This window comes from Salinibacterium sp. dk2585, assembly GCF_008001035.1.
GTDB lineage: Bacteria > Actinomycetota > Actinomycetes > Actinomycetales > Microbacteriaceae > Homoserinimonas.
The window spans coordinates 2,390,285-2,415,556 of the sequence record NZ_CP042856.1 but is presented as its reverse complement, the minus strand read 5'-3'; the positions used below and the strand labels follow the sequence as shown (position 1 = coordinate 2,415,556).

Here is a 25,272-nt window from a genome sequence, read left to right as displayed (position 1 = left end):
GCCGACCCAGTCGACGCCGGTTGACCATGGACCTCAGCGGTTCGCGATATCGCCCGCGGGGTCGGTCTGGATCTGGTCTGGCGCATCCTCGGCCAGGCCATCGGTCGCGTCGAACTCGGCGCGGTTCTCCTCGTCGTCGCCGACGCCCTCGATCGGCTCGATGAGCCCGGGGTCGTCGTCTTCTGGCGTGCCCTCGACAGGTTCGCCGGCGACGGCATCGTTCACGACGGTCTGCTTCGATTCCGCCGCAGCGTCGACGGGGTCGCGGGGTGCAGGGTCATCGGATGTCGCGTCCTCGTCAGGCGCGCCCTCCGGTCGGCCGCCATCGACGTTCGGCGTCTCGACCGTTCCAGCGCCCACGGGGTCGCCCGTGCCCTGCTCGAAGGGGTTCGCGTCGGCGCCCAGGTCCGACGGCTCCCCGCCGAGACCGTCAGTGCCGCCGAGGTTCGTGTCGTCAATGTTGCTCATGCCGCAGACGTTAGGCCGAGGCATCCGTCACTGCACAGATGTTGAGCAAAGGCACAGGTGCGCACACGCGTCGACGCCGCCACCCGAAGGTGACGGCGTCGACGATGGAGCGTCAGGCGCGGTGGCGCGGGCCGTCCTTACGAGGGGGCGTGCTGGCGTCGTCGACGAGGCGAGCGTCGGTGTCGGATGCCTCGCCCTGCTGCCGGCGCGACTCCTCCGCATACTCGGCTCCCGCTGCGGCCGCCTCCGGGTCGGGGTGGCGGTCGTGGGCGTTGGCCGGGGTGTGGGCGATGGGCACGCCGAGCGGCGGAGCGCTTTCGTCCCTTGCGACGTCGTCGCCCACCACGGTGTCGTGCGAGTCGCGCGAGTCGTGGTCGGCCGCGGCATCCGACTCTGGCTCGACCGGCGAAGCATCCGGAACATCGGGCGTGATGCCGTAGTGGCGGTAGAGCTCCGACTCCGCCTCCGGGCTGAGCGGGCCGTCGGTGTCGACGTGGGGCGCGTCCTTGATCGTGTCCTTGTTGTAGGGCAGGTGCAGCGATTCCCGATCAAACGTTGCAGCGTCGAGCGGCACGAAGGTCTCGTGCCGCCCAAAGAGGCCCGTGTGCACGGTCGCCCAGTTCGGCATGCTCGTGTGCGGTTCGACGAAGACCTGGCCGACCGTGCCGATCTTCTCCCCATCAGGCCCCACCGCGGGGGCGCCGATGATGCTTCCGACTGCGCTGTTCTCGATCATCGGCCCAGCCCTGCTCGGTCGACGCGACGGTGGAAGCGCATGCCGGCCATGCCGCCGAGCACCGCGCCAGCGAGCATTGCGAGGGCCAGCAGGATTGCCGTGATGATGCTCGCGGCGGTGACATCCGTGTCGCCGAGCGGGATGCTCGGCAGGGCCTGCACGTTGCTGAGCAGGTTGAAGGCGTCACCCGTGATGGCGGCGATGATCGCGACGACGACCGCGATGATGAGGCCCCACAGGAACACCATGAGCCCCTGCTTTGCGCCGTCAAAGCGGGCCATACGCCCGGCGACGTATCCGCCGCAGAAGTAGGAGACGAACATCACGACGATGAGCGTGATGGCCGTGACGAGGGCGACCGTGTCGGCATTCTCCGCCGCCGCCTCTGCCGCGTCGCCGAATCCGACCTCGAGCCCGAGGAGCGTCAGGATGCCCGCGGCCAGGGCCGTCAGCAGTACTCCGAGGCCGACCGCCGCCAGCCATCCGAAGAAGGCGGAGCCCACCTTGATGCCGCCGAAGCGTTCCTCCTGGCGCTCGAGTACCTCCTCGCGGAGTGTGCCGCGGTGTTCGACCGGCACGGCAGCAGCGTTGCTGCCCGTGTTGGCGGATGCGGCGCTCGCCGACACCGGCGCAGCGGGCGGCGCGTCCTCGCGGCGGTCGTCGCCGACTGTCGCGTCACGTCGCAGCGTGTCGTCGTGGCGTGCCGCCGCATCTCTTGCCGCCGCATCGCGTGCGGCGGGGTCGTTGTGATCTCCTGGCGTGCTCATTGTTCGCCCTCCTCGGGTTCCCGTGCTTGTGCCTTGCGTCAGGTGATACGTCAACACCGCTGGGGATTCAAGGTGGGGAGCGAGGGATTATCGCTACTGCTTGTCGGGTGACCGCCATTCGTTGCTCTCGATGTGGGACCCTGCCTGGGCCCCCATCTGCGCCATGCCGCCGTCGACGAGCAGGGACGCTCCCGTGACGTAGGAGGAGTCTTCCGACGCGAGGAACGCGATGACGGATGCCACCTCCCGCGCGTCTCCCGGACGCCCCAGCGGCACGCCCGGCCGCTCCACGTCGCGGGGATTCTCGTCTTCTTGCCCCGTCATGGGCGTCGCGATCTCTCCCGGCGCGACCGAGTTGACGGTGATGCCGAGGTGGCCGAGTTCGATCGCCGCCGTCTTGACGAGCCCGCCGAGCCCGTGCTTGGCCGCGTCGTAGGCAGACGAGCCGACGCGCGGCATGTGCTCGTGCACGCTCGTCACCGCGATGATGCGGCCGCCCTTGCCGGCGGCCACCATGCGGCGGGCGGCGCGCTGCATACACACGAATGCCGCGTCGAGGTCCGTGGTGACGACCTCGCGCCACTGCTCGTAGCTCATGTCGACGAAGCCGACGCTCGCGCCCGTGCCGGCGTTGTTCACAAAGACATCGACCCCTCCAAGTTCGTCCGCGAGTTGGTCGATGACGTCGCCGCATCCGGGCACGTCGGTGAGGTCAAGGTGGGCGACGACGGCCTTGCCGCCGAGTTCCCGCACCTGCCTCGCCGTCTCCTCGGAGCCCTCCTCGTCGGAGCGCCACGTGATGCCCACATCGAGCCCCGCCGTGGCGAGGGCGACGGCGGTCGCCTTGCCGATGCCCGAGTCCGATCCGGTGACGATCGCGGTCTTGGGGTGGAATGGCACCCCGCCCTGGGTGCTGGCCGTTTCACTCATGCGCACACGGTAGGCGCGCCCCGCCGCAGCCATGCTGGCAAGTCCCTGCGCGTTCGCCGAATGAGTCGGGTGCCCGTCGTACCGTGGCCCGCATGACGACAGAGACGATTCTCAAGAGCCACCCGGCGGCCGGCGCGGACGTGTCTGACCTGGCTGCCGTGATCGACGACATCGCCGCCTGCATGCAGGCCTGCACGGCCTGTGCGGATGCCTGCCTGCATGAGGAGTCGGTCGACCACCTTCGCAAGTGCATCCGCACTGACCTCGACTGTGCCGACGTCTGCAACGCCGCCCTCAGGGTGCTGAGCAGGCAGGGCAGCGGGGACCCTGAGATCTTCGCAACGCTGCTCTCCGCATGCGTCGCCGCCTGCGAGGCCTGCGGTGCCGAGTGCGAGTCGCACGCCGACATGCACGAGCATTGCCGCGCGTGCGCGGAGGCGTGCCGTCGCTGTGCCGCAAGCTGCAGGCGCCTGCTCGAGACGCTCGGCTGACGGGCGGCCGAAGCGCGGGAGGGTGGCGCGGCACCCGTACGATGGAGTGTGCCTACCCCCGACACGTCGCGTCTTGAGCGCGCCTTTGTTCCCCTCGTCATCTTCGCCGTCACGGCGGGCATCGTCTCGGTCGTGCTCGACGTCTGGCAGGACCTCAGCGGGGTCGCGGTAGGGGTGTTCCCGCTCGCCGCACTCGGCCCCGCGGCCGGTGCCCTCGCGGCGTGGGCGAGCCACCGTCGCGCGCTCGAGGGGCTGTGGCCCGCGCCCGTCGCGCGCCGCCAGGTCATCGCACATCTCGTGCTCGGGGTCGCGGCATCCGCTGTGCTCCTCGGCCTGACGCTCGCGGTTCTGGCGCTCACGGGGGTCTCGCTGCCCCTCGCCGAGTTCGGCGTCGAGGGCGTGCCGGCCGTCGTCACGGTCATCGGCATCATCGTCGCCGCGGCGCTTCAGGAGCTGGCGATCCGTGGCTTTGCCCAGCCCATCCTCGAACTCGCGGGCAGCCGCCTGCTCGCGACCATCATCGTGGGGCTCGTGTGGGCCTTCTGGGTCGTGCAGATGTTCCCCATGCAGGACACTGCGCTCACCATCGGCGCCGTCGTGCTCGCCGTGACCGCCTTCGCGGTGTTGCTCGGCTACCTCGGCAACGGCTCGGTGCTGCAGCGCGTGGCGCTCACGACGGTCGTGCACGCCATCGTCGCCGTTGGGGTGTCCCTCATGACCGGTGGGCGGGAGATCACCCAGCCGGTCGCCCTGGCGCTTCTCGCGGCGAGCGTCATCACGACCGTCAGTTTCATGGCAATGTTCGCGGCGGCTCAGAAGAAGCGGGCCCGGCTGGCAACGACGTAGCCGCACCCACCGAGCCCGCTGGCGTGCTCAGTCCTCAGGCGGGACGTTCGTCGTCCAAGGGCACGTCCTCGTCTTCCTCAACCTCGATGCGCTCCTCGGGATCGATGGTCGGCGGAGCCTTGACCTCCGGCTCGTCGACCAGTTCCTCTTCGCGTTCGTCGTCAAGGTTGGGTTCGTATTCCCTGTCCATATCGTTTCCTATGGGAGCGGCCCGTGGGCCTCGGGTCCTACGCCCTGCTCCGGGTCGGCCGCGTCACCGACGTCGCGGGAGTCGCCCCCCGGAAGCTTCGAGAGCACGTTCTCGCCGACGGGGTCGTCGGTGACCTCCTCGTCGGTGCTCTCCTCCTCGGTGTAGGCCGGCTGGTCGGTGCCCTCGGCGGGCTGCTCGGGGTGCGGTGTGCGATCCATCATTGCTCCTCCTGCGTGTCGGTGGTGGATGGGGTCTTGGCGGACTTCAGGTCTGCGTCGGCGTGCGCCGGTCCGGCGGGCTGCACCCCGGCGACGGACGTCTCGGTCGGCGCGTACGCGGAGTGGTGCTCGGATCCGGGCTCCATGTCATGAGCCGTCGTGACCCGCTGGCCCCGGATGAGGGCGTCGGGGTCGGCGGGGGAGGGCGGCACTGTCGGTGGTTCGAGGCCGTACTCGGCCCGCCACTGCTCCCTGGTCGATCCGCCGCCCGTCGCCGTAGAGCCGGGCGAGAGGGCGCCGCCGGGGGCAGCCGCGCGGTTGTGCCGGTCGTGTTCGTGGGTGCTCATGGCCCCCACGATAGGCTCGCCCGTCGCGTCGGTGGGGTGATACTCAGTGAAGGTTCAGGCCTCGGTGGCCGATCGGGCCGCTCCTGGTGGCCGCGTCAGCGACCCAGCCAGTCGCCCGCTGTCTCGCGCAGTGGCTCGAGGGCGGTGACGAGGTAGGCGGGCAGGGCGTCGGGTGCGAGGCCGACGGATGCCACGATCGCGATGACTGCGGCCGCGTTCAGCGCCCACACCCAGAGGGGTGCCGTGCCGGTGCCGACCTCCTGCCGCACGCGGATGGTGCGCATCACGAGGTAGACGGGCGCGGTCAGCATCGCCCAAGCGGCGCGTGCCGGACGTTCGTGTCCGAAGTCGCCGAGGCGCGTCGCATCCTGCTGCGCCCACAGCACGCCGATGAGCCAGGGCAGCGCGAGCACGCCGAGGGCCGGCAGTGACCAGGCGTCGAAGAGAGCGAGGGCGACGAAGGCGGCGAGGGCGCCGAGCCACGGGGTGATCGTGAGGAGCCAGACCGACACGGTGCCCCAGAACCTGGGCGCGGCGTACTGCCGCTCGGCGGCCCGCGCGCTGCCGACCGTGGACCACTGCGGCTTGACCTCGGCCCTGCGGTCCTCCGGCCCGGCCCACACATCGTCGTGGCGGTCGTCATGGTCGCGGGGCTCGGCTGCCGGGGCGGGCGGCACCGGCTCGGGCTTCTCGCGGCGCTGGCGACGCGACATGAGCGTCGACTCGAGTTCGGTGTCGGGTTCGGATGCCTGCTGCGGCGCCTGCTGCGCCTGTGCCTGCTGCTGCGCCTGGTTCAGTTGCGCCTGCACCTGCGCGAGTTGTGCGAGCCGCAGTTCCTCGGCCTGCGCCTGCTGTGCCTGGAACTGGCGGTCCCATTCGAGACGGGCCTCCTCCTGGCGCGCGAGTTCGGCCAGGTGGGCCTTTTCCGCCGCGCGGGCGGCTTCCTCCTGCTGCTGGCGCGTCGCGAAGGCCAGGTCGGGGCGCACCTCGCCGTGGGGAGGGTCAAGACGCTGCGGCTGGGCGAAGGCGTCGGCCGGGGCATCCGTGCCCGTGTCAAGCGGCGCTGTCGAGCTACGGCGGTAGGCGGGAGCGGCATCGGGGCCGCCCGATCCGCTCACGAGGGAGGTGCCCTTCAGGAGATCGAGGGCGTCGCCGTACTGGGGGGTGTAGTGGCCGGCGGCCTGCGTTGTCGCGTTGCCCATTGCTGGCCACGGGATGGCGGGCTGGGCGTTCGCCTGTGCCTCGGTCCGCGGCTGTTCGATGCGGGCGGCATAGGCGGGCACCTGGGTCTTGAAACCCTGCTCCTCGCTGTGCTGTTCCTGCGCGGGAACCGAGGAGGGGGCGAAGCGCTCGGCCGCCGTCTGGGTCTGGGCCGCGGCAGCTTGCGTGCTCTCGTCAGCGGCGCCGATGGCGAAGCGTTGCTGCACGCGTGGTGCGGGCGCGACGGGCTGTGCGGCGGGCGCGCCGGGCAGGGGGGCGACGCTCTCGGTCCACGCCTGCCCGTTCCACCACCGCAGGTGTTGGTGCGTCATCGGGTCGACATACCAGCCTGCGGGTGTGGCGTTGTTGAGCGAATCGGTCATGTCAGCACTCCCGCGTTGCGATTCTTCCTGCCGGGGACTGTCGGGTGTTCAGCCCCTTTCGGGGAGGTCTCGGGTTGCAGAAGCGTATCGCACCGTGTCCTCAGTTTGGGGGACATTGCCCCAATTCGCTGAAGCACCGCCCCCCGGTGTTCCCCGCCGCCATCCAATACCATCCGTGGCGGTTTGGCCACCCCCTCAAGCGGGGCAGGCGGCGGGGGCCGGGGTACGTCGGCCTACTGCAACACTGTGCTGTCTGATCGCGCTGCAGTCCGCAGACTGTTGGCGCGCAGGGTGACGTGGTGCCTCTCGAAGCAAGGGGCCTGGGAGGTGGGACTCGTGGTGCCGCACACACTATGCAGCGCAGATGAGATGAGCGTGAGGCACAGCAACGACCCAGCACTTTTGCGGATGCCACCCATGCGGCCGAAACATGGCCGTATCAGCCTGACCCGGTCGCGTCTCAGCGCAGCAGGTCGTAGCGCGCGAGGGCATCCGCATCCCGCGCGTAGGTCGCCGCACTGCGGACAGTGTCGAGGGCGAGCACCGGGTCGACCTCTGCCTCGGCGACGGCCAGGAGGCGTTCGGCCTCCGCGAGCCGGGTGCGGGCCTCGCTGCCGATGCGGCCACGCCGGCCCTCGATATAGTCGCGGGTCGTCGCCACCTGGCTTCGTGCGCCGACGAGTGCCCCCGCGAGCGCCTCGCGGGCCTGCGCGAGGCGCTGCTCCGCGTTGCGCGCGCCCGACATTGCGGCATCGAGGCGAGCGTTCGCGTCACGCAGGCGGTCGAGGGATGCCAGCGGTTCGCGCTCGTCGACCTTTCCGAGCGCCCCCTCGGCCACCGTGATCGCCGCGATCACCTCCGCGCCGGCCGAGGCATCCGTCGTGCCGTCGCGCAGGGCCCGGGCCTCGTCGAGGTTCTCGCGAGTGTGACGGATGCGCTCGGTGAGTGCGGCATCGGCCGCAGCGAGCTGCTCGCGAAGGGCCCTCACCGCGTCGAGCAGGTGGGTGGCTCGCCGCGCGTGGTCTTCGCCCGAGCGCAGGGCGTCGATCGCATCCGAGGTGGCGCGCGACGATGATGCCTGTCCGTCACCGTCGGCCGCGAGCGCCGCAGTGTCGATCGCCTCGCGCGCCTGGTCGAGTTCCTCGTCGGCACGGTCGAGGCTGTCGCTCACACTTGCGACGGCGGCGGCGGCGTAGGTGCGTTGGAGTTCGGCCCACACGACTCCCGTCTCGGTGCGCTGGGTCTGGAGCGCCTCGACCCTGCGGCGGAGCTCGGCCAGGGTTTCGGGGGCGTTGCGCTCGGCCTCGCGCAGCCGGTCGAGCGCCTGCAGTTCTGCGGCGAGCGCCTCCTGCGCCGACTCACACAGGTGCACGACTCGGGCGGTCCAGTCCCGTCGCTGGGCCTCGCTGTCGGGGATCGCGTCATCCAGGCGCTGCTGTAGTTCGAAGGCCTCCATGACCTGCCGTTTCGAGGAGGCGACGACCGCCGCGAGGGCCCGCGTGCGCTCCTGGCCAAATTGGGCGAGCGCGAAGTCGAGCTCGTCGCTGGCGTCGCGCACCGCGTCATCCGCCTGCACGAGGAGGATGTTCGCGCGCCTCGCGGCGGCGCCCGTGGGATCCGCAGCCGCGAGCGGCGCGCCCGAGCGCGATGCGTGCCGCGCCGGCCCCTCGCGCCGTCCCCGGCGGAACAACACGGTGAACCCCGCGACGATCCCGAGCGCGAAGATGCCCGTGAGGGTGAGGATGATGGTCCACGCGACATCCATGCCCCCACTGTATTGCGCCGGGTCGCGCCGGGGCTGAGCGTCGGCAAGCGGCGAAAAGCGGCCCCGCCTACCGGGAAATCGGGGTTTCGCCGCTTAAGGTGGGCGCTGTGTGGCCTGCCAACAGACAACCGGAAGACGACGAACTCGGTGACGAGCTCGCCAACGACGCTGCCCGCGCGGAGAAGCAGGTGACGGCACCCCACGCGCTGAGCCTCGGCGACCCGCGATACACGGCCGCCAACATCGCCGAGCCCACGTGGCAGGGATGGCGAGAGCAGCTCGCCACGGTCGGCGGGCCCTCGCCGCTCATCCACTTCGTTGACAACCCGCGCAGCCGCATCGAGCTCAGCACGACCCATCCCGGCGGGCTCGCGCAGTTCATCACGGGACAGAAGACGCTCCTGTCGAGCCTCATCCGCGATGACCTCGCGCTCCGTTCCGCCCGCGTCGCGGCCGGGGAGATCGCCTCGAAGTCGCTCGAACTCTCCGCCGCCCGCGGCATCGACGCCGTGCACCTCGGCATCGGCATCTGCGAGTGGAGCCACGACGAGGTCGATTACCGCGCTCCCGTGCTGCTTCGCCCGCTCGCGATCCGTCGCTACGGTCGCGACTTCGAGATGAAGCTGCTCGGCACGCCCTTCCTCAACCCCGACCTTGCCCGCGCGCTTGAGGCGCAGCACGGGGTGACCCTCGACGCCGACGCCTTCGTCGCCCTCGCCGAGCACGACGGGGCATTCAAGCCCAACACGGTGATCGACCGCCTGCGCGGGCTCACCTCGCACGTGCAGTGGTTCAACGTGCAGCCGCGGCTCGTCGTGTCGACCTTCGCCTCGGTCGGTGACCGCATGGTCGACGATGCCGCCCAGCTCGAGCATCCCATCCTCGACGCGCTCGCCGGCAACCCCGGAGCCAAGTGGACGGTCGGCGAGAGCATCGTCGCCGTTGACCCGCAGCATCCGGATGATCGTGCCCCCGAGACCGACAACCTGCTGCTCGACGCGGATGGCGAGCAGGAAGCGGTCATCGCGCAGATCGCCGCGGGCAACTCGATTGTCGTCAAGACCCTGCCCGGCACCGGGAGCACCCAGACGATCGTGAACGCGCTCGGCGCCCTCGTGCACCAGAACAAGCGTGTGCTTGTCGTGAGCCCGCGCCGCTCGAGCCTCACCGGCATCACCCAGCGCCTCGCCGAGATCGGCCTGCACGGCGCCGCCGTCTCGCCCTCGACCCTGCGCCGTGACGTCATCCGGGCGGTCTCCCGCAACGAGAAGGCGCGCCCGGCGCAGCTCGCCGAGGTCGACGACGCGCTCGTGCGCCTGCGCAAGGTACTGCTCGACTACCGCATCGCGATCGCCCGCCGCGACCCCGTCATCGGCATCTCGGTGCTCGACTGCCTCACCGAGCTCTCGCGTCTCGCGCTCCTCCCTACGCCCCCGTCGACGACGGCACGCCTCTCCCGCGCCTCGATCGAGCGCCTGATCGACAACCGCAAGGCCGCCGCCGAGGCGATGGTGCAGGCCGCCAAGCTGGGCGAGTTCCGTTACGGGCCCGGCGATTCTCCCTGGTACGGCGCGAACTTCGCCACGAGTGAGCAGGCGACCGCCGCCCACATGCTGGCGAAGCGACTGTCGGAAGACGAGGTGCCGCGCCTGCTCGAGCGCGCGGGCGAGCTCATCAGCTCGACCCACATGCGTCCCTTCGAGTCGATCGCGGAGCTCGGCAACTACCTTCGACTCCTCACCGACATCCGCGACACGCTCGACAAGTTCCAGCCCGTCGTCTTCGACCGTTCGCTCAGCGAGCTGATTGCCGCGACCGCTCCGCGCAAGGAATCTCCCGAGATGTCGGGCGCCAACCGCCGCAGGCTCAAGAAGCTCGCGCGCGAATACGTGCGTCCCGGCGTTTCCGTCGGCGACATGCACGAGAGCCTCGTGCGCATCCAGCAGCAGCGGCTCATGTGGCAGCGCTACGTGCCCTCCGGCATCCCGCCAAAGGTGCCTGCCGGCATCGCCTCAGCCCAGGTGCTGCACCAGCAGATCGAGCAGGACCTCGCATCACTCGACCGCCCCCTTGGCACGAGCGACCCGCGGCAGGAGCTCGTCAACCTTCCGATCGCCGAGTTGCTCGCGAAGCTCGCGGGCCTCGCCGCCGAATCGGATGCCCTCGCCAACCTCCAGGAGCGCGCCGCCCTGCGCACGACCCTGCAGGACCTGCAGCTCGACCCCCTCCTCGTCGACCTCTCCGAGCGGCACGTGCCCGACTCGCAGGTCGCCGCAGAACTCGAACTCGCGTGGTGGAAGTCGGCGCTCGAATCGATGCTCGAAGGCGACCGTGCACTCCTCGGCGCCAACACCGGCGTGCTCGACCGCCTCGAAGCCGACTTCCGTCTCGTCGACGAAGCCCACGCTGCCGGCAGTGCCCAACTGCTTGCGTGGCAGCTCGCCGAGAACTGGAGCATCGGCCTCGTCGACTGGCCAGACGAGGCGACGCAGCTCAAGGGCATCCTTCGCCGTGAGCACGTGACCTCTGAGCAACTGCAGCGGGCCGCGCCACACCTGTCGCGCACGATAGCGCCCGTCTGGATCGCCTCGCCCTACGAGGTCGACCAGATCACCGACACGATGCCCTTCGACACCGTCATCCTGGTCGACGCGGGGGCGACGACCCTCGCCGAGACGGTCGGCGCCATCCGTCGCGCCAAGCAGACCGTCGCGTTCGGTGACCCGGTCACGCAGACGCCCTCGCCCTTCCGCATCGGGCTCACGGGCGAGACCCCGCTCGACACGGTGCACGCGGAGACCGACACCGACCTCGATGAGGTGCACGCCGACTCGACGCTCGCGCGGCTCGGCACGCTCCTGCCCACGTTGGCCCTCACCCGCAGCTACCGGGCCGGCGGCGAGGACCTCGCCGAGCTCGTCAACCGCCGCTTCTACGCGGGCAAGATCGAGTCGCTTCCCTGGGCGGGCAGCTTCCTCGGGCACGGAAGCCTGAAGCTCGAGCACGTCAAGCACGGCAGCGCCCTCCCGGATGAGGATTCCGGCGCGGTCGAGAGCCCGGATGCCGAGGTCGACCGGGTGGTCGAGCTCGTCATCGAGCACGCCAAGACGCGCCCGCACGAGTCGCTCATGGTCATCACGGCGAGCGAGAAGCACGCCGTGCGCGTCGAGCAGGCCGTGCTGGGCGCGCTGCCCGGCCGCCCGGAGCTGAGCGAGTTCGTGCTGAGCGAGCGCTCGGAGCCCTTCACGGTCGCGACAATCGAGCAGGCCGTCGCCCAGAGCCGCGACCGCGTCATCTTCTCGATCGGCTACGGCCGCACCCCGCACGGGCGCGTGCTGAGCGACTTCGGTTCCCTCGGTCGTCCCGGCGGTGAGCGGCTCCTCGCGGTCGCCATGACCCGCGCCCGCCGCGGCATGGTCATCGTCACCTGCTTCGAGCCCGAAGACATCGATGAGTCGCGCATGGAGCGTGGGGCCGTCGCCCTCGCCGAGATCCTGGCCGACGCATCCGCTCGCACGGCCGCCGAGTTCGTGCCGGACGACAGCGACCCCATGCTCGTCGACCTCGCCAAGCGGCTCGAGAAGCGTGGACTCCGCGTCGCGCTCGGCCACCGCGGCAAGCTCGGCCTCGTCACCTCGCACGGGGGCAAGTGCCTCACGATCGAGTCCGATTCCGTGCTGCAGGGTGCGAGCCTGCGCGAGTCGCTGCGCCTGCGCCCGGAACTGCTGCGTCGCCTCGGCTGGCACTACATGCGCGTGCACGCCTTCGAGCTCTTCAACAACCCCGACGCGATCGCCGACCGGGTCGTCGCGCTGCTCGGTGCAGGCCAGGGCCCCGTCACGGAGCCGATCCCCGTCATCAAGTCGGCGTAGCCGTGGCTGAGCACGACGAGCGGCGGGCGGATGCCGCGGCTCCCGCGACCCCGGATGCCGAGCCGCAGCGCCGCCCCCGGGTGCGCCGCCGCGTCACGACGGAACCGGTGCCCGGCTACGACCCGTCCGGGGTGCCCGAGCCGCCGCGCCACGCGGAGGGCGAGAATGACGAGCGCCTCAAGCGCGACAAGCCGCCCCACTGGGGTTGACCGTCTCATACGCGGGTTGAGCGGCGCGGTTCGCGCAATCGCTGGCGCGATTGGGCCAACGGAGCGAACCGCGCTACTCAACCCGCCGGGGCGCTACTCCTTGGAGGGCGAGGCCGCGTCCTTCGCGAGGAGGTCGCGGATCTGCTGCAGCAGCTCGAGCTCGGTCGGCGGCTCGACGGTCTCCGAAGCACCGGCGGCCTTCCGTGCCTCGGCACGCTCGCGGAACTTGTTCATCGGGAAGACGAACACGAAGTACACCACTGCCGCGATCAGCAGGAACTGGATAAGTGCCGCCGCGACCGCGCCGAACTTGATGACGGCTTCGCCCGCGAACAACGTGATGGGCACATCCCACGCGTCTGCCAGGCTCTCAGCGTTGAATAGCGCACCAATCAGCGGGTTGAAGAGGTTCTCGACGATCGAGTTGACGATCGCCGTGAATGCGGTGCCGATGACGACGGCGACAGCAAGGTCGATGACGTTGCCGCGCATGATGAAGTCTTTGAAACCCTTGAGCATGGCGCTCTCCTTCGCGTGCCGGGGGTGGCTCAGGCGGGGGTGCTCGCGGCAGCCGGGGCGGGCGTCGACGGGGGCTTGCCTGATGACGATGAGCCTGCCGCATCCGAGGACTTCGTGCCAGAGGCTTCCGGGGACTTCTTGGATGCGTCAGCCGTGCCGCGAGAGTCGGTGCGGTAGAAGCCCGAGCCGTTGAAGGTCACTCCGATGGAGTTGAAGACCTTGCGCAGGCTCGACTCGCCGCAGGCGGGGCAGTCGGTGAGGGAGTCGTCGGTGAAGGCCTGGTACTGCTCGAATGCGTGCTCGCACGAGGCGCAACGGTAGGCGTAGGTGGGCATACGGATGCTCCGGTCGGTCAGGTGGACTGCTGAAGTTCGGCGATTCCGCTGGGGGTGACGACGCCGTCAACCGGCTTGTCGTGCACGTCGGTGGGCACTTCGTCGACCAGCTCATTGTCGAATACCACAGCATAAACCGGCGGGCGCTGCTGCATTGACCCGAGCATCCGGTCGTAGTAGCCGCGGCCCCAGCCCATGCGCATTCCGCTGCGGTCGACGGATGCCGCCGGCACGATGATGAGGTCGACCTCGTTGATCGCGATGGGGCCGAGCACCTCGCCGACGGCCTCGGGCACGCCGAAGCGGCCCTGCAGTTCGTGTTCGCCATCGCCGAGCACCCAGTCGAGCAGGCCGTCATCGCGCGAGATGGGGAGGAGCACGCGGATGCCCTGCTCGTGCGTCCAGTTGAGCCAGGGGCGGATGTTGGGCTCGTCGGGGTTCGGTAGGTATGCGGCGACGTATTTCGCACCTAGGCGTTCTGTCAGGCGCGTGAGGTGAAGTGTGAGCTGCTCGGTGGCGTTCTCGACTTCGCTGCTGGTCATGATGCGACGCCGTTCCCGAAGCTCGGCGCGCATGGCGCGTTTCAGATTCGGTAACTCGTCTGACATAGAAGCCATCCTAGGGAAAGGTACTGTAAGCCTCATGGCGTTCACGATCACGAAAGCGGTCATTCCGGCGGCCGGGCTCGGCACCCGGTTCCTCCCGGCCACGAAGGCGATGCCGAAGGAGATGCTTCCCGTCGTCGACAAGCCGGCCATCCAGTACGTGGTGGAGGAGGCGGTGAACGCCGGCCTCACCGACGTGTTGATGGTGACGGGCCGCAACAAGAACGCGCTTGAGAACCACTTCGATCACAACAGCGAGCTTGAGGCGACGCTGAAGGCGAAGGGCGATACGGAGCGCTTGAACAAGGTCAACTACTCCACTGAGCTCGCCGATATGCACTACGTGCGGCAGGGCAACCCGCTTGGTCTCGGCCACGCCGTGCTGCGGGCCAAGATGCATGTGGGCAATGAGCCCTTCGCGGTGCTGCTCGGCGACGACATCATCGACTCGCGCGATGTGCTGCTGAGCCGGATGCTTGAGGTGCAGGCCGCTCGTGACGCGAGCGTGGTCGCCCTCCTCGAGGTCGACCCCTCGCAAACCCATATGTATGGCATCGCGACGGTCGAGCCGACCGACGATGACGACGTCGTCTGCATCACGGGAATGGTTGAGAAGCCGCCGCCCGGCGAGGCCCCCTCCAATCTGGCCATCATCGGGCGCTACGTGCTCATGCCCGAGGTGTTCCGCATCCTGGAGCGCACGGAGCCGGGCCGTGGCGGCGAGATCCAGCTGACGGATGCCCTCCAGACGATGGCGCAGGTGCCGGAGGCGACGGGCGGGGTCTACGGTGTCGTGTTCCGCGGTCGCCGCTACGACACGGGCGACCGGGCCGACTACATCAAGGCGATCGTGCAACTCGCGGTCGAGCGGGAAGACCTGGGCGAGGAGCTCCGGCCCTGGCTCAAGGACTTCGTGGGCACACTGGACTGAGCCGTGGCTGCCCCCCTGCCGACCCTCTCCGAGGGAGCGGTGACGATCCGAGCGATTCGCGTGCGCGATGCGCGCGCCTTGGAGCGTGAGCTGCTCGACAACCGTTCGTGGTTGAGTCGCTGGGAGGCGACGAGCCCCTACGGGCCCACCGAGTTCGACGTCAAGTACAGCATTCGCAACCTCCTGGCCCACGCGCGTTCGGGCCAGGGCATCCCCTATGCCATCGAGGTCGACGGGGAGTTCGCGGGGCAGCTGAATGTCTCGGGCATCACCTTCGGTTCACTCGCCTCAGCGACGCTCGGCTACTGGGTGTCGGAACGCTTCGCGGGCCGTGGCGTGACGCCGACCGCGGTGGCGCTCGCGACTGACCACTGCTTCTTCACCCTCGGCCTGCACCGCATGGAGATCTGCATCCGCCCGGAGAACTCGGCGTCGCTGCGGGTCGTGGAGAAGCTGGGGTTCCGCTACGAGGGGCTGCGGCGCCGCTACATCCACATCGATGGCGACTGGCGCGACCACTTCTGCTTCGCGCTCGTCGTGGAGGAGGTGCGGCAGGGAGTGCTGCGCCGATGGCTCGACGACCGGGTGCCCGCCCTGAACGCCGAGATTCCCGAGGCGGACTGGCGGGCAGCCGGGGTGAAGCGCGCCTAGAGCCCCACGAACGGGATCGCGCCTCGTCGCCCTTGGCGATACATGTGGGGGTCGGCGTCAGAGCGCCAGGCCCGCAGAGCGTTTTCACAGCAGACACACCCCCGCCGCCTGCCCTCCGTTTCGCCGCCCCGCTCATACCGTTGGGTCATGGGATTCGAGGGGCTCAGTTCGAGCGTGGTCATCGCGCTCGCCGCGGTGCTCTGGCTCGCGTATCTCGTGCCGACGTGGTTCCGTCGCCGCGAGTACCTCTCGACCGAACGCAACACCGTGCGACTGCAGCAGACGCTCCGCATCCTCGCCGAGACGGCCGAGATGCCTGAGCAGGTGCGGGTCGAGAACTCGGCGCGCAGTGTCGCCGAACAGGAGAAGGTCATGCACCGCGAGATGCAGCGCACCCGTGCCATCGAGAGGGCCCAACGGGCCGCCGAGGCGCGTGCCGCCGCCCACCGACTTGCCGAGACCCAGCCCGCAATTGCGGCGGATGTCGCCCGCACTTCGCTTGCGTCCCGCAGGCTGCGACGTTCACGGCTGATCTCGACGCTCGTGCTCGCCGCGTCGATCGTCGGCATCATTGCTGGGGCCGTGCAGGCGGTGTCGGGAATCGGTGTCGTGCTCCTCGTGGCATCCCTCGTCGTCGCCGCGGGCGCCACCGTGCTGTTGGGCCAGCTCGCTGCCGTCTCGAAGGCGCGCAGGCAGCTCGCTGACGTCGTGCAGCAGGCGCCCAAGGTCTCGACCCCCGTGCAGGACCTCTGGGAGAAGCCGTCCGCGAATGCCGCGGCCAAGCCGGGCTGGACGCCGAATCCCATCCCCAAGCCCCTCTACCTCTCACGGCCAGAGGCCCCCGCCGTGCCGCATGTCAGCTTCGCGGATGCCGCGGCACGCCTCGCCCGGCCGGCCGCCGCCGAGCAGGCCGACGCCACCGCGCCGTCCCGCGATCACGCCGCGGAGCTGAAAGAAGCGTCCGCTCGCGCCGAGCAGGCCTTGCGCGCGAGCCAGGCGGAGCAGGCGCCGGCGGCGGCTCAAGGCGCGCCCGCGGCATCCGCTGCTCCCGCTCCCATCGAGAAGGCACCGAGTCGCTTCGCGAGCATGGGTGTGATCGACGACGTCGACCTCGCGCCAGCGGACATCAACGAGGCGCTGCGCCGCCGCCGCGCGGTCTGACGATTCCCGTGCGGTCCGCCTCCGCGATGGTGTTATCGTAGATACCGCCCACGGGCCCTTGGCGCAGTTGGTAGCGCGCCTCGTTCGCATCGAGGAGGTCAGGAGTTCGAATCTCCTAGGGTCCACAGGGTGAAAGCCCCCGCTTCGGCGGGGGCTTTCCTTGTGTGTGGGCACTCGTCGACGCGGTGGGAGAATGGACCCATGGAGTCGTCTCGCCAGCGGCATGCGGTGCGCGGGTTCGTCGCCGCCACGGTGGCGACCTTCGTTGCGCTGCTCTCGCACGTGCTTGGCGGCGGCGACGTTCCGGGTTGGCTTGGCATCCTCGCCCCGTGGGTGCTGTCGCTGCCCATGTGCATGGGCCTCGCGCGCTGGACGCTCTCCCTCGGTCGACTCTCCGTCTCGGTGGGCGTGAGCCAGTTCTTCTTCCACACCCTCTTCGTGCTCGGTGCCTCTGGTGGCTCGGCATCCTTCGTGACCTCGGGCGTCGGGCACGGCTCCCACGGGCTCGTGCTGGTGGCCGCAGAGTCGAGCGCCGCGGCATCCGCCTATGACCCGGCAGTGATGTGGTTGTGGCACGGTGTTGCCGCCGTCATCACGATCGCCGCCGTGCAGCGCGGGGAGTCGGCCCTCGCGAGCATCCGTCGAGTCGCCGCGTGGGTGGCATCCTGGGTCGCGGCGCGCGTCACTCCAGCTCAGCTCGCCCCTGTCGCGATGGCGCCTGGGCGGATGCCGACGCCGCAGTTCTCGACCGCCTCGCTCTCTGCATGCTTCGCCTTCTCTCCGCTCCTGCGTCGCGGGCCACCTCTCGCACTCACTCCCGCGTTCTGAAGTGAGTAGATGACGCCGAGCGGCGTCGAGAGAAAGGTTTCACATGTCCCGTTTCACAAAGTTGTCGCGCCTCGGTGCACTCGCGGCGGGCGCCGCCCTCGCCCTGGCCACCGTCGCTGCGCCGGCGGTTCCAGCCGCCGCGCATGACTCGCTCATCGGCAGCGACCCCGCCGCGGGTGCTGTGCTCCAGGAAGCTCCCGAACAGATCGTGCTCGATTTCTCCGGCAACCTCATGACCCTCGGAGGGTCCTCGACCCTGGTCGTCGTGGCGGATGCGGAGGGCCACGACTGGGTCGAGTCCGCCCCGGTCGTCGAGGGCAGCCGCGTGACGGTGCCGCTGGCGGACGGGATGCCCGGCGGCACCTACGAGGTGAGCTGGCAGGTCGTCTCAGAAGACGGTCACCCGAGATCCGAGGTCTTCAGCTTCACCGTGGATGCTCCGGCCGCGCCCAGCGAGGAGCCGGCCGATGAGGAGCCGACGAGTGCGCCGAGCGCAGAACCTGAGGTCGAGGACGAGGCCCCGGCTGATGACAGTGCGGGCCTCAGCGCCGGCGTCATCGCAGTGATCGTCGTGATTGCGGCGGCCGTCATCGCTGTGGTGGTCATTGTGATGCGTCGGCGCGGCGGCCGCGACTCGGAGACGAGCGCGCGGTGACCGCCGCAGCGATGGCGCCCCACAGCATGTCGCTGCGGGGGCGCCGGATGAGTGCTGCCCTCGTATCCTTCGCGCTCGCCGCCCTGGCGGGCTGCGCCGCTCAGGACTCGACGGATGCCGCGACATCCGCCGTGCCGGCAGCCGAGGTCGTCAGGGTCTCCGACGCCTGGGTCAAAGCGGGCGACGCGGGCATGACGGGTCTCTTCGCGGTGCTCGACAACGACGGGGACGCCGAGGTCACGGTCGAGGCGGCGGCGACGGATGCGGCGTCGGCGACCGAACTGCATGAAACGGTGGCGGATTCCTCTGGCACCATGACGATGCGGGAGGTCTCCGGTGGCTTCACGATCCCGGGCGAGAGCCAGCGTGTGCTCGAACCGGGCGGCGACCACCTCATGCTCATGGGTCTGACTGGCCCTCTCGCGCCAGGGGAGGAGGTCAGTGTCGAGCTGAGCTTCTCCGATGGGTCCACACTCGAGTTCTCGGCACCCGTGAAGGACTTCGCGGGTGCGAACGAGAGCTATGAGGGTGAGGCCGAGCACTCCGGGAATCACTGATGCCCGCGGGTGATGCGACCGCCCGCGCCCAACGTATCGTCGCCACCCGGCGGCAGTTCCTCCTTGGGGGTGCTGCTGCCGGGGTGGGGGCGGTCGCCGCGGTGGCTATCGACCGTGCGACGCACACGGCGCCGTCCGACCCCGTGACGAGGCCGCTGAATGGCGAAGAGACGATCCCCTTCCATGGGGCGCACCAGGCTGGCTCGACACGGCGCCGCAGGCGCACGCGGTGTTCCTTGCGCTCGACCTGCTGCCCGAGGTGGACCGCGACGGGGTGCGGCGTCTCCTGCACATCCTGAGTGACGACGCTGCCAGGCTCACGCGTGGCCAGCCGCCGCTCGCGGACACGGAACCGGAGCTGGCGGCGACGCCCGCTCGGCTCACCGTGACGTTCGGGTTCGGGCCGGGCCTGGTGTCGAGGGTGGGTGGAACGGCGCCCGAATGGTTGGCCCCGCTGCCCGCCTTCGGCATCGACCGGCTGCGCCCGGAGTTCAGTGACGGTGACCTGCTGCTGCAGGTGGCCGCAGACGACCAGGTGACGGTGGCCCACGCGCTGCGGATGCTGCTGAAGGATGCTCGTTCCTTCGCTCGCGTGCGGTGGTCGCAGCGGGGGTTCCGGCGGGCGCACGGTTCCGAGCCGTCTGGCACCACGATGCGCAACCTTTTCGCTCAGGTGGACGGCACGAGCAATCCCGTGCCGGGCACTCCTGGGTTCGATCGGGCGGTGTGGTGCACGGATGGCTGGATGGCCGGCGGCACGAGCCTTGTGCTGCGGCGCATCCATATGGACCTGGATGGCTGGGACCGGCTCGACCGCGGCGGCCGCGATCAGGCCCTCGGGCGGTTCCAGTCCAATGGCGCTCCGCTCACGAGCAGCCCGACGGGTGCGAAGGCGGAGTTCGATGAACCGGACCTGCTGGCGAAGACCGCTGCGGGTTTCCCAGTGATCCCCGCGTTCTCGCACGTGCGGCGGTCGCGTGGCGAGGAGGTGATCTTCCGTCGCGCCTACAACTATGACGAGTCGCCGGTGGGTGCGGATGTCTCCGACTCGGGCCTGCTGTTCGTGTCGCTTCAGGCGGATGTCACGGCACAGTTCGTGCCCATCCAGCGCCGGCTCGACGAACTCGACCTGCTCAACGAGTGGACGACGCCGGTCGGTTCGGCCGTCTTCGCGATGCCTCCCGGCTGCGAGGAGGGCGGGTTCATCGGGGAGACGCTGTTCGCGTGAGGTCTTCGGCTGGCGCGGGCGTGCCGAGCGCCAGCCGGGGGCCCGTGAGGGCGCGCAGGGCGTAGAGGATTGTGGCGAGGTCGACGAGCTCCTGCGTGAGGGCGCCGACGACCGCCGGAATGATTCCCGTCGTGGCGATGAGCATGAGCCCGACGCTGAGGGTGATGCCGATCCAGATGGCGGCGTGGGCGACGCGCAGCGTGTGCCGCCCGATGGAGACGGCTTCGGCCACGCCCGCGAGGGAGTCGGTGAGGATGACGGCGTCGGCGGCTTCTCCTGCGGCCGTGGCGCCCCGGGCGCCCATGGCGATGCCGACGTCGGCGGCGGCGAGCACGGGCGCATCATTGACCCCGTCGCCGACCATGAGCAGGGGGCGCGGGTGGGTCTTCGCTGCGAGGGCGACTTTCTCGCCGGGCAGCAGTTCCGCGTGCACGTCGGTGATGCCCGCCTGTGCCGCGACGCTGTCTGCGGTCGCACGGGCGTCGCCCGTGAACATGGCGACATGCTCGACCCCGGTGTCGCGGAGCCAGGCGACGACGGCAGCGGATTCGGGTCGGATGTCGTCCGCGAGCACGAGGGCTCCCGCGTAGCGTCCGTCGATCGCGACGTAGGCGGCCGCCTGCCCCGGTTCGAGGTCGATCGCGCGCGCGTCGGGGGCGATCTCCGCGATGTGCGCGGGCTTGCCGACGACGACCTGTCGCTCCCCGATGACGGCATGGACTCCCGCCGTGGCGACCTCGCTGGCGTCGCTCGCGGGCAGTAGGTCGAGGCCCCGGGCGGTGGCGGCGCGACGGATGCTTTCCGCCAGCACGTGGCTTGAATACTGTTCAGCGGATGCCGCGAGTCGGAGGAGTTCGTCGGCAGTCACCCCGACCGGCACGACCCGCAGGAGGTCCGGCCGCCCCATCGTGAGTGTTCCGGTCTTGTCGAACGCGGCAGAGCGCACGCGCGCGAGCTGCTCGATGACGGCGCCGCCCTTGGCGATCACTCCGGCCTTGGCCGCGCGCGAGAGCCCACCGAGGAACGCAACGGGTGCGGCGATGAGGAGGGGGCAGGGCGTCGCCAGCACGAGCACTTCAGCGAAGCGGGTGGGGTCGCCCGAGACGGCCCAGGCGGTGCCCGCGATGGCGAGGGAGACGGCGGTGAAGGGGATCGCGAAGCGGTCGGCGAGGCGCACGACGGGTGCCTGCGACGCTTGCGCCTCCTGCACGAGGGTGACGATCTGCTGGTACTGGCTGTCTGCGCTGGTGCGCACGGCGCGCATCCGCACGACCCGGTCGCCGTTGACCGACCCGGACAGCACCTGCTCACCCGGCTCGTGTGTGATGGGCATGCTCTCACCGGTGAGGGACGACTCGTCGAAGGTTCCCTCGGTAAGGAGTTCGCCATCGACGGGCACGATCTCCGACGGTCGCACGAGGAGGGTGTCGCCGACGCGCACGGCGTCGGCCGCAACATCCCGTACCTGTTCGGATGCCCCATCGCGCGGATTGCTGAGCACGTGTGCCAACTGTGGCGAACGATCGAGGAGTGCGGTGAGTTCTCGGGCGGCACGGCGCTGCGCGTAGTCCTCGAGGGCCTCGCCGCCGGAGAGCATGAGCACGATGATGAGTGAGGCGACATACTCACCCACCGCGAGCGTCGCCCCCATCGCGATGACCGCCAGGATGTCGAGGCCGAAGTGGCCGCGCAGGATGTCCCTGGCCATGCCGACCACCGTCCACACGATGATGAGGCCGACGAAGATGGTTGCCACCCAGCGTGCGACGAGCGACTGCTCGGCAAGCTCCAGCCCGAGCACGGCCACCCCGGCCGCGACGGTGGCCGTGATGATGGGGTAGCGCGACAGCGCCGGGAGTGCGCGAGACATGAGGCAAGTCTCTCGCACGCGCGGGCGGATGTCAGCGGGGATCTAGGGCTCGCAGCATCCGCTCGATCGTCTCCCGGAGTTCTGAGCGAGCCGGTTTCTCGAGTTCGACCGAGTACTCGACCCCCCGACCTGCTCCTGGGCGAGCGCCCTCAGGCAGGTCAGGCCGGGATGCGCGGGGTGCTGAGCGGCACCTCCCGCTTCGCCTTCATGCGGGCGTGGGTCACGTAGAGGGGGATCGCCGTGAAGGTGAGGCCGCCGACGAGGTTGCCGAGCACGGTGGGGATCTCGTTCCAGATCAGATAATCCATGACCGTGAAGTCGCCGCCAAGCAGCAGGCCGGAGGGGAACAGGAACATGTTGACGATCGAGTGCTCGAAGCCCATGAAGAAGAAGAGCATGATCGGCATCCACATCGCGAGCGCCTTGCCGGGGACATCCTTCGCGATCATCGCACCGGCGACGCCGAGCGAGACCATCCAGTTGCAGAGCACCCCGCGCACGAAGAGCGTCAGCATGCCGGCGGCCCCATGCTCGGCATACCCGACAGTGCGGCCCTCGCCAATGTGGCCGATGGCCTGGCCCACCTCGTTGGGGGCGGTCGCGAAGCCGAAGGTCACGACGATCGCCATGAGCACCGCGACCATGAAGGCGCCGATGAAGTTGCCGACGAAGACGAGCCCCCAGTTGCGAAGCACCCCAGCGATCGTGATGCCCGGCCGCTTGGCGAGCCATGCGAGGGGCGCGAGCACGAAGACGCCCGTGAGTAGGTCGAAGCCCAGCAGGTAGAGCATGATGAAGCCGACCGGGAAGAGGATGGCGCCGAGCAGTGGCATCCCGGTCGTCACGGTCACCGTGACGGCGAAGGCGGCGGCGAGCGCGAGGAGCGCACCGCCCATGGACGCGCGCACGAGTGTGTCGCGAGTGGACATGAGGACCTTGGACTCACCGGCCTCGATCATGGTGGTGACGAGGTCGGCGGGTTTCACATACGACATGGGGCACGCTCCGAAGGGTCTGGGTGAGGGCCGCGGCTGCCGGCCACTCTCGACGCTAGGCAGGGGAGGTTTCCCTCCCGTGTCGGTCTGCGCCGGGTTTCATTACGTTCCCCGCACAGCCACCGGGGGAGTGTGTGAGGCCGCGTCTTGTAGCGCACGCCAATCGGTGGAGCAGCAGCCCGGACTCGCGCTGGCGGAATCGCGCACCGGTTCGTAGGCTCTCGCGCGAGGGCCTACTCTCGAACAACACGTCCAGAGCGAGGGAGCCCTATGAGACTGCAGTTGTCCCCGGAGGATCAGAAGTTCCGGGAGGAGATGCGTGAGTTCTTCACCACGCAGGTGCCGGAGCGCATTCGTAACAAGGTGCTGGCGCGACAGGAACTCAGCAAGGAAGAGTTCGTCGAAAGCCAGCAGATCCTCAATGCCGCTGGCCTCGCCGTGCCCGGGTGGCCGGTCGAGTGGGGTGGCCAGGACTGGTCGCAGCTGCAGCGCCACATCTGGCACGAAGAGATGCAACTCGCGGGTGTGCCGCAGCCGCTTCCCTTCAACGCGGGCATGGTCGGCCCCGTCATCGCCGCCTTCGGCTCGCAGGAACTGAAGGAGCGCTTCCTCGCCAAGACCGCCAACATCGACATCTGGTGGTCGCAGGGCTTCAGCGAGCCGGATGCCGGTTCCGACCTTGCCGGACTGCGCACGACCGCCATCCGCGAGGGTGACGAGTACATCGTCAACGGCCAGAAGACGTGGACGACGCTCGGCCAGTACGGTGACTGGATCTTCATGCTCGTGCGCACCGACCCGAAGGCGGCGAAGAAGCAGGAGGGCATCAGCTTCCTCCTCATCGACATGACGACCCCCGGCGTCACCGTGCGGCCGATCGAGCTCATCGACGGCGGCTTCGAGGTCAACGAGGTCTTCTTCGAGAACGTGCGCGTTCCCGCCGAGAACCTCGTGGGTGAGGAGAACAAGGGCTGGACCTACGCGAAGTTCCTCCTCGGCAACGAGCGCGTCGGCATCGCGCAGGTCGGTGCATCCCAGCGCCACCTCGCGACGGCGAAGTCCATCGCCAAGGAGCGCGGCGTGCTCGACCGCTACGCCGCCCGCATCGTCACGCTCGAGAACGAGCTGCTCGCCCTCGAGACGACCGCCCTCCGGGTCGCGGCCCACTCCGATGGCGGCAGGCCGCATCCGGCATCCAGCGTGCTCAAGATCAAGGGCTCGCAGCTCACCCAGGCCGTCTCGGAGCTCCTCATGGACCTCGAGGGCCCGACCGCACTCACGAGTCACGACTCGCGGGTCTTCCTCAACAACCGCAAGGTGTCGATCTACGGCGGATCCAACGAGGTCCAGCGCACGATCATCGCCGGCACGATCCTGGGACTGTAGACGTGGACTTCACTATCGATTCAGAACAGCTCGACCTCGTCAAGGCCGTGCGCGGCCTCATCACGAAGGTTTACGACTCTTCCGAGACGCGGCGTGCCGCGACCAACACCGAGCACGGCTTCACGGCGTGGGAGCAGCTCGCCGAGATGGGCGTGCTGAGCCTGCCCTTCGAGGCGACGCCCGCTGAGGTGTCGCTCGTGGCCGAGGAACTCGGCAAGGTCATCGCACCCGACCCCTTCGTCGAGGCGGTCGTGCTCGCCGGCGGACTCATCGCATCCGTCGGCACCGAGGAGCAGAAGGAGCAGTACCTCGACGCCATCGCAGAGGGTGCCCTGTTGCCCGTCTTCGCGTGGGCCGAGCCGGGCAAGGCTTGGTCGACTGAGCCGAGCGTCACCTTCGCGAACGGTCGTCTCAACGGCGTCAAGGCGCCCGTCATCCAGGCCGGCCGTGCTGACCTCCTGCTCGTGTCGGCCAAGACGGATGCCGGCACCGGTCTCTTCCTCGTCACGGAGGGATACACGGCCACGACGGAACGCACGCACGACGGCTCCCGCGCCGCGACCGTGACCTTCGCCGACACTCCGGCCGTGCCGCTCGGCGCGGGCGGCGACGAGTCGGCGGCGATCGAGCGGGCGCTCAACCTCGCCCGCATCGCCTACGGCCACGAGGCCCTCGGTGCGATGCAGGTCGCCCTCGACATCACGGTCAACTACCTGAAGACCCGCAAGCAGTTCGGTGTGACGCTCAACAAGTTCCAGGCGCTCAACTTCCGCGCTGCCGACATGTACGTCGCACTCGAGCTCGCGCGCAGCGCCATCACCTGGGCGACGATCGTCGCAGCAGATGAGGGCTCGACCGACGCGGATGTCGCGGCCGCAGCATCCCACTCCGCCATCCAGGTCGCACGCGCGGGTCGCCACATCGCCCTCGACGCGATCCAGCTGCACGGTGGCATCGGAATGACGGCCGAGTACTCTGTGGGGCACTACGCGAGCCGCATCCTGGCGATCGAGCAGATCATCGGCGATGAGGCGTTCCACAACGAGCGCCTCGCGGCGACCGTGGGCGACCACGACGTGTTCGACCCGATCGGTTAAGCCCCTTCGCGGGTTGAGTAGCGAGCGCTAGC

The 25,272-nt window shown here is 69.5% G+C and carries 26 protein-coding genes, 1 tRNA gene and 1 pseudogene; 14 read left to right on the top strand and 14 right to left on the bottom strand.

What is annotated here, in order from left to right:
* Window positions 1-33: 33 nt before the first annotated feature.
* The 4 genes from FVA74_RS11380 to FVA74_RS11365 all read right to left on the bottom strand — a co-directional run bounded on the left by FVA74_RS11380 (window position 34) and on the right by FVA74_RS11365 (window position 2,901).
* Window positions 34-468, bottom strand: a complete 435-nt coding sequence (locus FVA74_RS11380) for a hypothetical protein (RefSeq protein ID WP_147722547.1) — start codon at window positions 466-468, stop codon at window positions 34-36.
* 112 nt (window positions 469-580) lie between these two features.
* A complete protein-coding gene (locus tag FVA74_RS11375; RefSeq protein WP_147722545.1) occupies window positions 581-1,204 on the bottom strand; it encodes a PRC-barrel domain-containing protein in 624 nt (207 codons plus the stop codon).
* Window positions 1,201-1,971: a hypothetical protein gene (locus FVA74_RS11370; protein ID WP_147722543.1), complete on the bottom strand. Its 771-nt coding sequence runs from the start codon at window positions 1,969-1,971 to the stop codon at window positions 1,201-1,203. The genes FVA74_RS11375 and FVA74_RS11370 overlap by 4 nt, the downstream gene beginning before the upstream one ends.
* Window positions 1,972-2,064: 93 nt before the next feature.
* The gene (locus FVA74_RS11365) at window positions 2,065-2,901 is read right to left on the bottom strand and encodes an SDR family oxidoreductase (protein WP_147722540.1); all 837 of its coding nucleotides are present in this window, start codon (window positions 2,899-2,901) and stop codon (window positions 2,065-2,067) included.
* 92 nt (window positions 2,902-2,993) lie between these two features.
* On the opposite strand from FVA74_RS11365, the gene FVA74_RS11360 reads away from it, so the two are divergent.
* The gene (locus FVA74_RS11360; RefSeq protein WP_147722538.1) at window positions 2,994-3,392 is read left to right on the top strand and encodes a four-helix bundle copper-binding protein; all 399 of its coding nucleotides are present in this window, start codon (window positions 2,994-2,996) and stop codon (window positions 3,390-3,392) included.
* Window positions 3,393-3,440: 48 nt separating this feature from the next.
* Entirely contained in the window at window positions 3,441-4,238 is a 798-nt protein-coding gene (locus FVA74_RS11355) for a type II CAAX prenyl endopeptidase Rce1 family protein (protein WP_147722536.1), read from the top strand.
* A gap of 34 nt (window positions 4,239-4,272) precedes the next feature.
* Here the strand turns inward: FVA74_RS11355 and FVA74_RS13630 are convergent, their stop codons facing one another.
* The 5 genes from FVA74_RS13630 to FVA74_RS11335 all read right to left on the bottom strand — a co-directional run bounded on the left by FVA74_RS13630 (window position 4,273) and on the right by FVA74_RS11335 (window position 8,341).
* A complete protein-coding gene (locus tag FVA74_RS13630; protein WP_168220120.1) occupies window positions 4,273-4,428 on the bottom strand; it encodes a hypothetical protein in 156 nt (51 codons plus the stop codon).
* 8 nt (window positions 4,429-4,436) lie between these two features.
* Window positions 4,437-4,646 carry a hypothetical protein gene (locus FVA74_RS11350; protein WP_147722534.1) on the bottom strand — a complete coding sequence of 70 codons (210 nt, stop codon included), beginning with the start codon at window positions 4,644-4,646 and terminating at the stop codon, window positions 4,437-4,439.
* Entirely contained in the window at window positions 4,646-4,993 is a 348-nt protein-coding gene (locus FVA74_RS11345; protein WP_147722532.1) for a hypothetical protein, read from the bottom strand. The genes FVA74_RS11350 and FVA74_RS11345 overlap by 1 nt, the downstream gene beginning before the upstream one ends.
* A 95-nt stretch (window positions 4,994-5,088) precedes the next feature.
* Window positions 5,089-6,576 (bottom strand): DUF2510 domain-containing protein, encoded by a 1,488-nt coding sequence (locus FVA74_RS11340; RefSeq protein WP_147722530.1) that lies wholly within the window; start codon window positions 6,574-6,576, stop codon window positions 5,089-5,091.
* 460 nt (window positions 6,577-7,036) lie between these two features.
* Window positions 7,037-8,341, bottom strand: a complete 1,305-nt coding sequence (locus FVA74_RS11335; protein ID WP_147722528.1) for a hypothetical protein — start codon at window positions 8,339-8,341, stop codon at window positions 7,037-7,039.
* Between the two features lie 107 nt (window positions 8,342-8,448).
* Between FVA74_RS11335 and FVA74_RS11330 the strand changes: the two genes are divergently transcribed.
* On the top strand, window positions 8,449-12,213 hold the full coding sequence (locus FVA74_RS11330) for an ATP-binding protein (protein ID WP_147722526.1): 3,765 nt from the start codon (window positions 8,449-8,451) through the stop codon (window positions 12,211-12,213).
* A 2-nt stretch (window positions 12,214-12,215) separates the two neighbouring features.
* Window positions 12,216-12,422 carry a hypothetical protein gene (locus tag FVA74_RS11325; protein ID WP_147722524.1) on the top strand — a complete coding sequence of 69 codons (207 nt, stop codon included), beginning with the start codon at window positions 12,216-12,218 and terminating at the stop codon, window positions 12,420-12,422.
* A 93-nt stretch (window positions 12,423-12,515) separates the two neighbouring features.
* Here the strand turns inward: FVA74_RS11325 and mscL are convergent, their stop codons facing one another.
* Genes mscL through FVA74_RS11310 form a run of 3 tightly spaced genes read right to left on the bottom strand, consistent with a single transcriptional unit; the run spans window position 12,516 to window position 13,884 of the window.
* A complete protein-coding gene (gene mscL, locus FVA74_RS11320; protein WP_147722522.1) occupies window positions 12,516-12,941 on the bottom strand; it encodes a large conductance mechanosensitive channel protein MscL in 426 nt (141 codons plus the stop codon).
* Between the two features lie 29 nt (window positions 12,942-12,970).
* Complete coding sequence (locus tag FVA74_RS11315; RefSeq protein ID WP_147722520.1) at window positions 12,971-13,276, bottom strand: FmdB family zinc ribbon protein; 306 nt, start codon at window positions 13,274-13,276, stop codon at window positions 12,971-12,973.
* 17 nt (window positions 13,277-13,293) lie between these two features.
* Window positions 13,294-13,884 carry a 5-formyltetrahydrofolate cyclo-ligase gene (locus tag FVA74_RS11310; RefSeq protein ID WP_147722518.1) on the bottom strand — a complete coding sequence of 197 codons (591 nt, stop codon included), beginning with the start codon at window positions 13,882-13,884 and terminating at the stop codon, window positions 13,294-13,296.
* 34 nt (window positions 13,885-13,918) lie between these two features.
* Here FVA74_RS11310 and galU point away from each other — a divergent pair, with 34 nt between their 5' ends.
* The 8 genes and pseudogenes from galU to FVA74_RS11270 all read left to right on the top strand — a co-directional run bounded on the left by galU (window position 13,919) and on the right by FVA74_RS11270 (window position 19,892).
* On the top strand, window positions 13,919-14,812 hold the full coding sequence (gene galU, locus FVA74_RS11305) for a UTP--glucose-1-phosphate uridylyltransferase GalU (RefSeq protein WP_147722516.1): 894 nt from the start codon (window positions 13,919-13,921) through the stop codon (window positions 14,810-14,812).
* Between the two features lie 3 nt (window positions 14,813-14,815).
* Window positions 14,816-15,463, top strand: a complete 648-nt coding sequence (locus FVA74_RS11300; RefSeq protein ID WP_147722514.1) for a GNAT family N-acetyltransferase — start codon at window positions 14,816-14,818, stop codon at window positions 15,461-15,463.
* 147 nt (window positions 15,464-15,610) lie between these two features.
* On the top strand, window positions 15,611-16,624 hold the full coding sequence (locus FVA74_RS11295; protein ID WP_147722512.1) for a hypothetical protein: 1,014 nt from the start codon (window positions 15,611-15,613) through the stop codon (window positions 16,622-16,624).
* 52 nt (window positions 16,625-16,676) lie between these two features.
* A tRNA-Ala gene (locus FVA74_RS11290) sits at window positions 16,677-16,749 on the top strand.
* A 76-nt stretch (window positions 16,750-16,825) separates the two neighbouring features.
* Entirely contained in the window at window positions 16,826-17,452 is a 627-nt protein-coding gene (locus tag FVA74_RS11285) for a hypothetical protein (protein ID WP_147722510.1), read from the top strand.
* Between the two features lie 43 nt (window positions 17,453-17,495).
* Window positions 17,496-18,107, top strand: a complete 612-nt coding sequence (locus FVA74_RS11280; RefSeq protein WP_147722508.1) for a copper resistance CopC family protein — start codon at window positions 17,496-17,498, stop codon at window positions 18,105-18,107.
* Entirely contained in the window at window positions 18,104-18,664 is a 561-nt protein-coding gene (locus tag FVA74_RS11275; RefSeq protein ID WP_240792228.1) for a copper chaperone PCu(A)C, read from the top strand. Before FVA74_RS11280 ends, FVA74_RS11275 begins: the two co-directional genes overlap by 4 nt.
* Window positions 18,664-19,892 (top strand): annotated as a pseudogene (locus FVA74_RS11270) (Dyp-type peroxidase). Before FVA74_RS11275 ends, FVA74_RS11270 begins: the two are co-directional and overlap by 1 nt.
* Here FVA74_RS11270 and FVA74_RS11265 read toward each other — a convergent pair.
* Together FVA74_RS11265 and FVA74_RS11260 are read right to left on the bottom strand one after the other, a co-directional pair.
* Window positions 19,867-21,762: a heavy metal translocating P-type ATPase gene (locus tag FVA74_RS11265; RefSeq protein ID WP_147722506.1), complete on the bottom strand. Its 1,896-nt coding sequence runs from the start codon at window positions 21,760-21,762 to the stop codon at window positions 19,867-19,869. The pseudogene FVA74_RS11270 and the gene FVA74_RS11265 sit on opposite strands and share 26 nt — an antisense overlap.
* Window positions 21,763-21,920: 158 nt before the next feature.
* Window positions 21,921-22,757 (bottom strand): formate/nitrite transporter family protein, encoded by an 837-nt coding sequence (locus FVA74_RS11260; RefSeq protein WP_147722504.1) that lies wholly within the window; start codon window positions 22,755-22,757, stop codon window positions 21,921-21,923.
* A 270-nt stretch (window positions 22,758-23,027) separates the two neighbouring features.
* Between FVA74_RS11260 and FVA74_RS11255 the strand changes: the two genes are divergently transcribed.
* Both FVA74_RS11255 and FVA74_RS11250 read left to right on the top strand, forming a co-directional pair.
* Window positions 23,028-24,143, top strand: a complete 1,116-nt coding sequence (locus FVA74_RS11255; protein ID WP_147722501.1) for an acyl-CoA dehydrogenase family protein — start codon at window positions 23,028-23,030, stop codon at window positions 24,141-24,143.
* 2 nt (window positions 24,144-24,145) lie between these two features.
* Complete coding sequence (locus tag FVA74_RS11250) at window positions 24,146-25,240, top strand: acyl-CoA dehydrogenase family protein (protein ID WP_147722499.1); 1,095 nt, start codon at window positions 24,146-24,148, stop codon at window positions 25,238-25,240.
* Window positions 25,241-25,272: the final 32 nt, after the last annotated feature.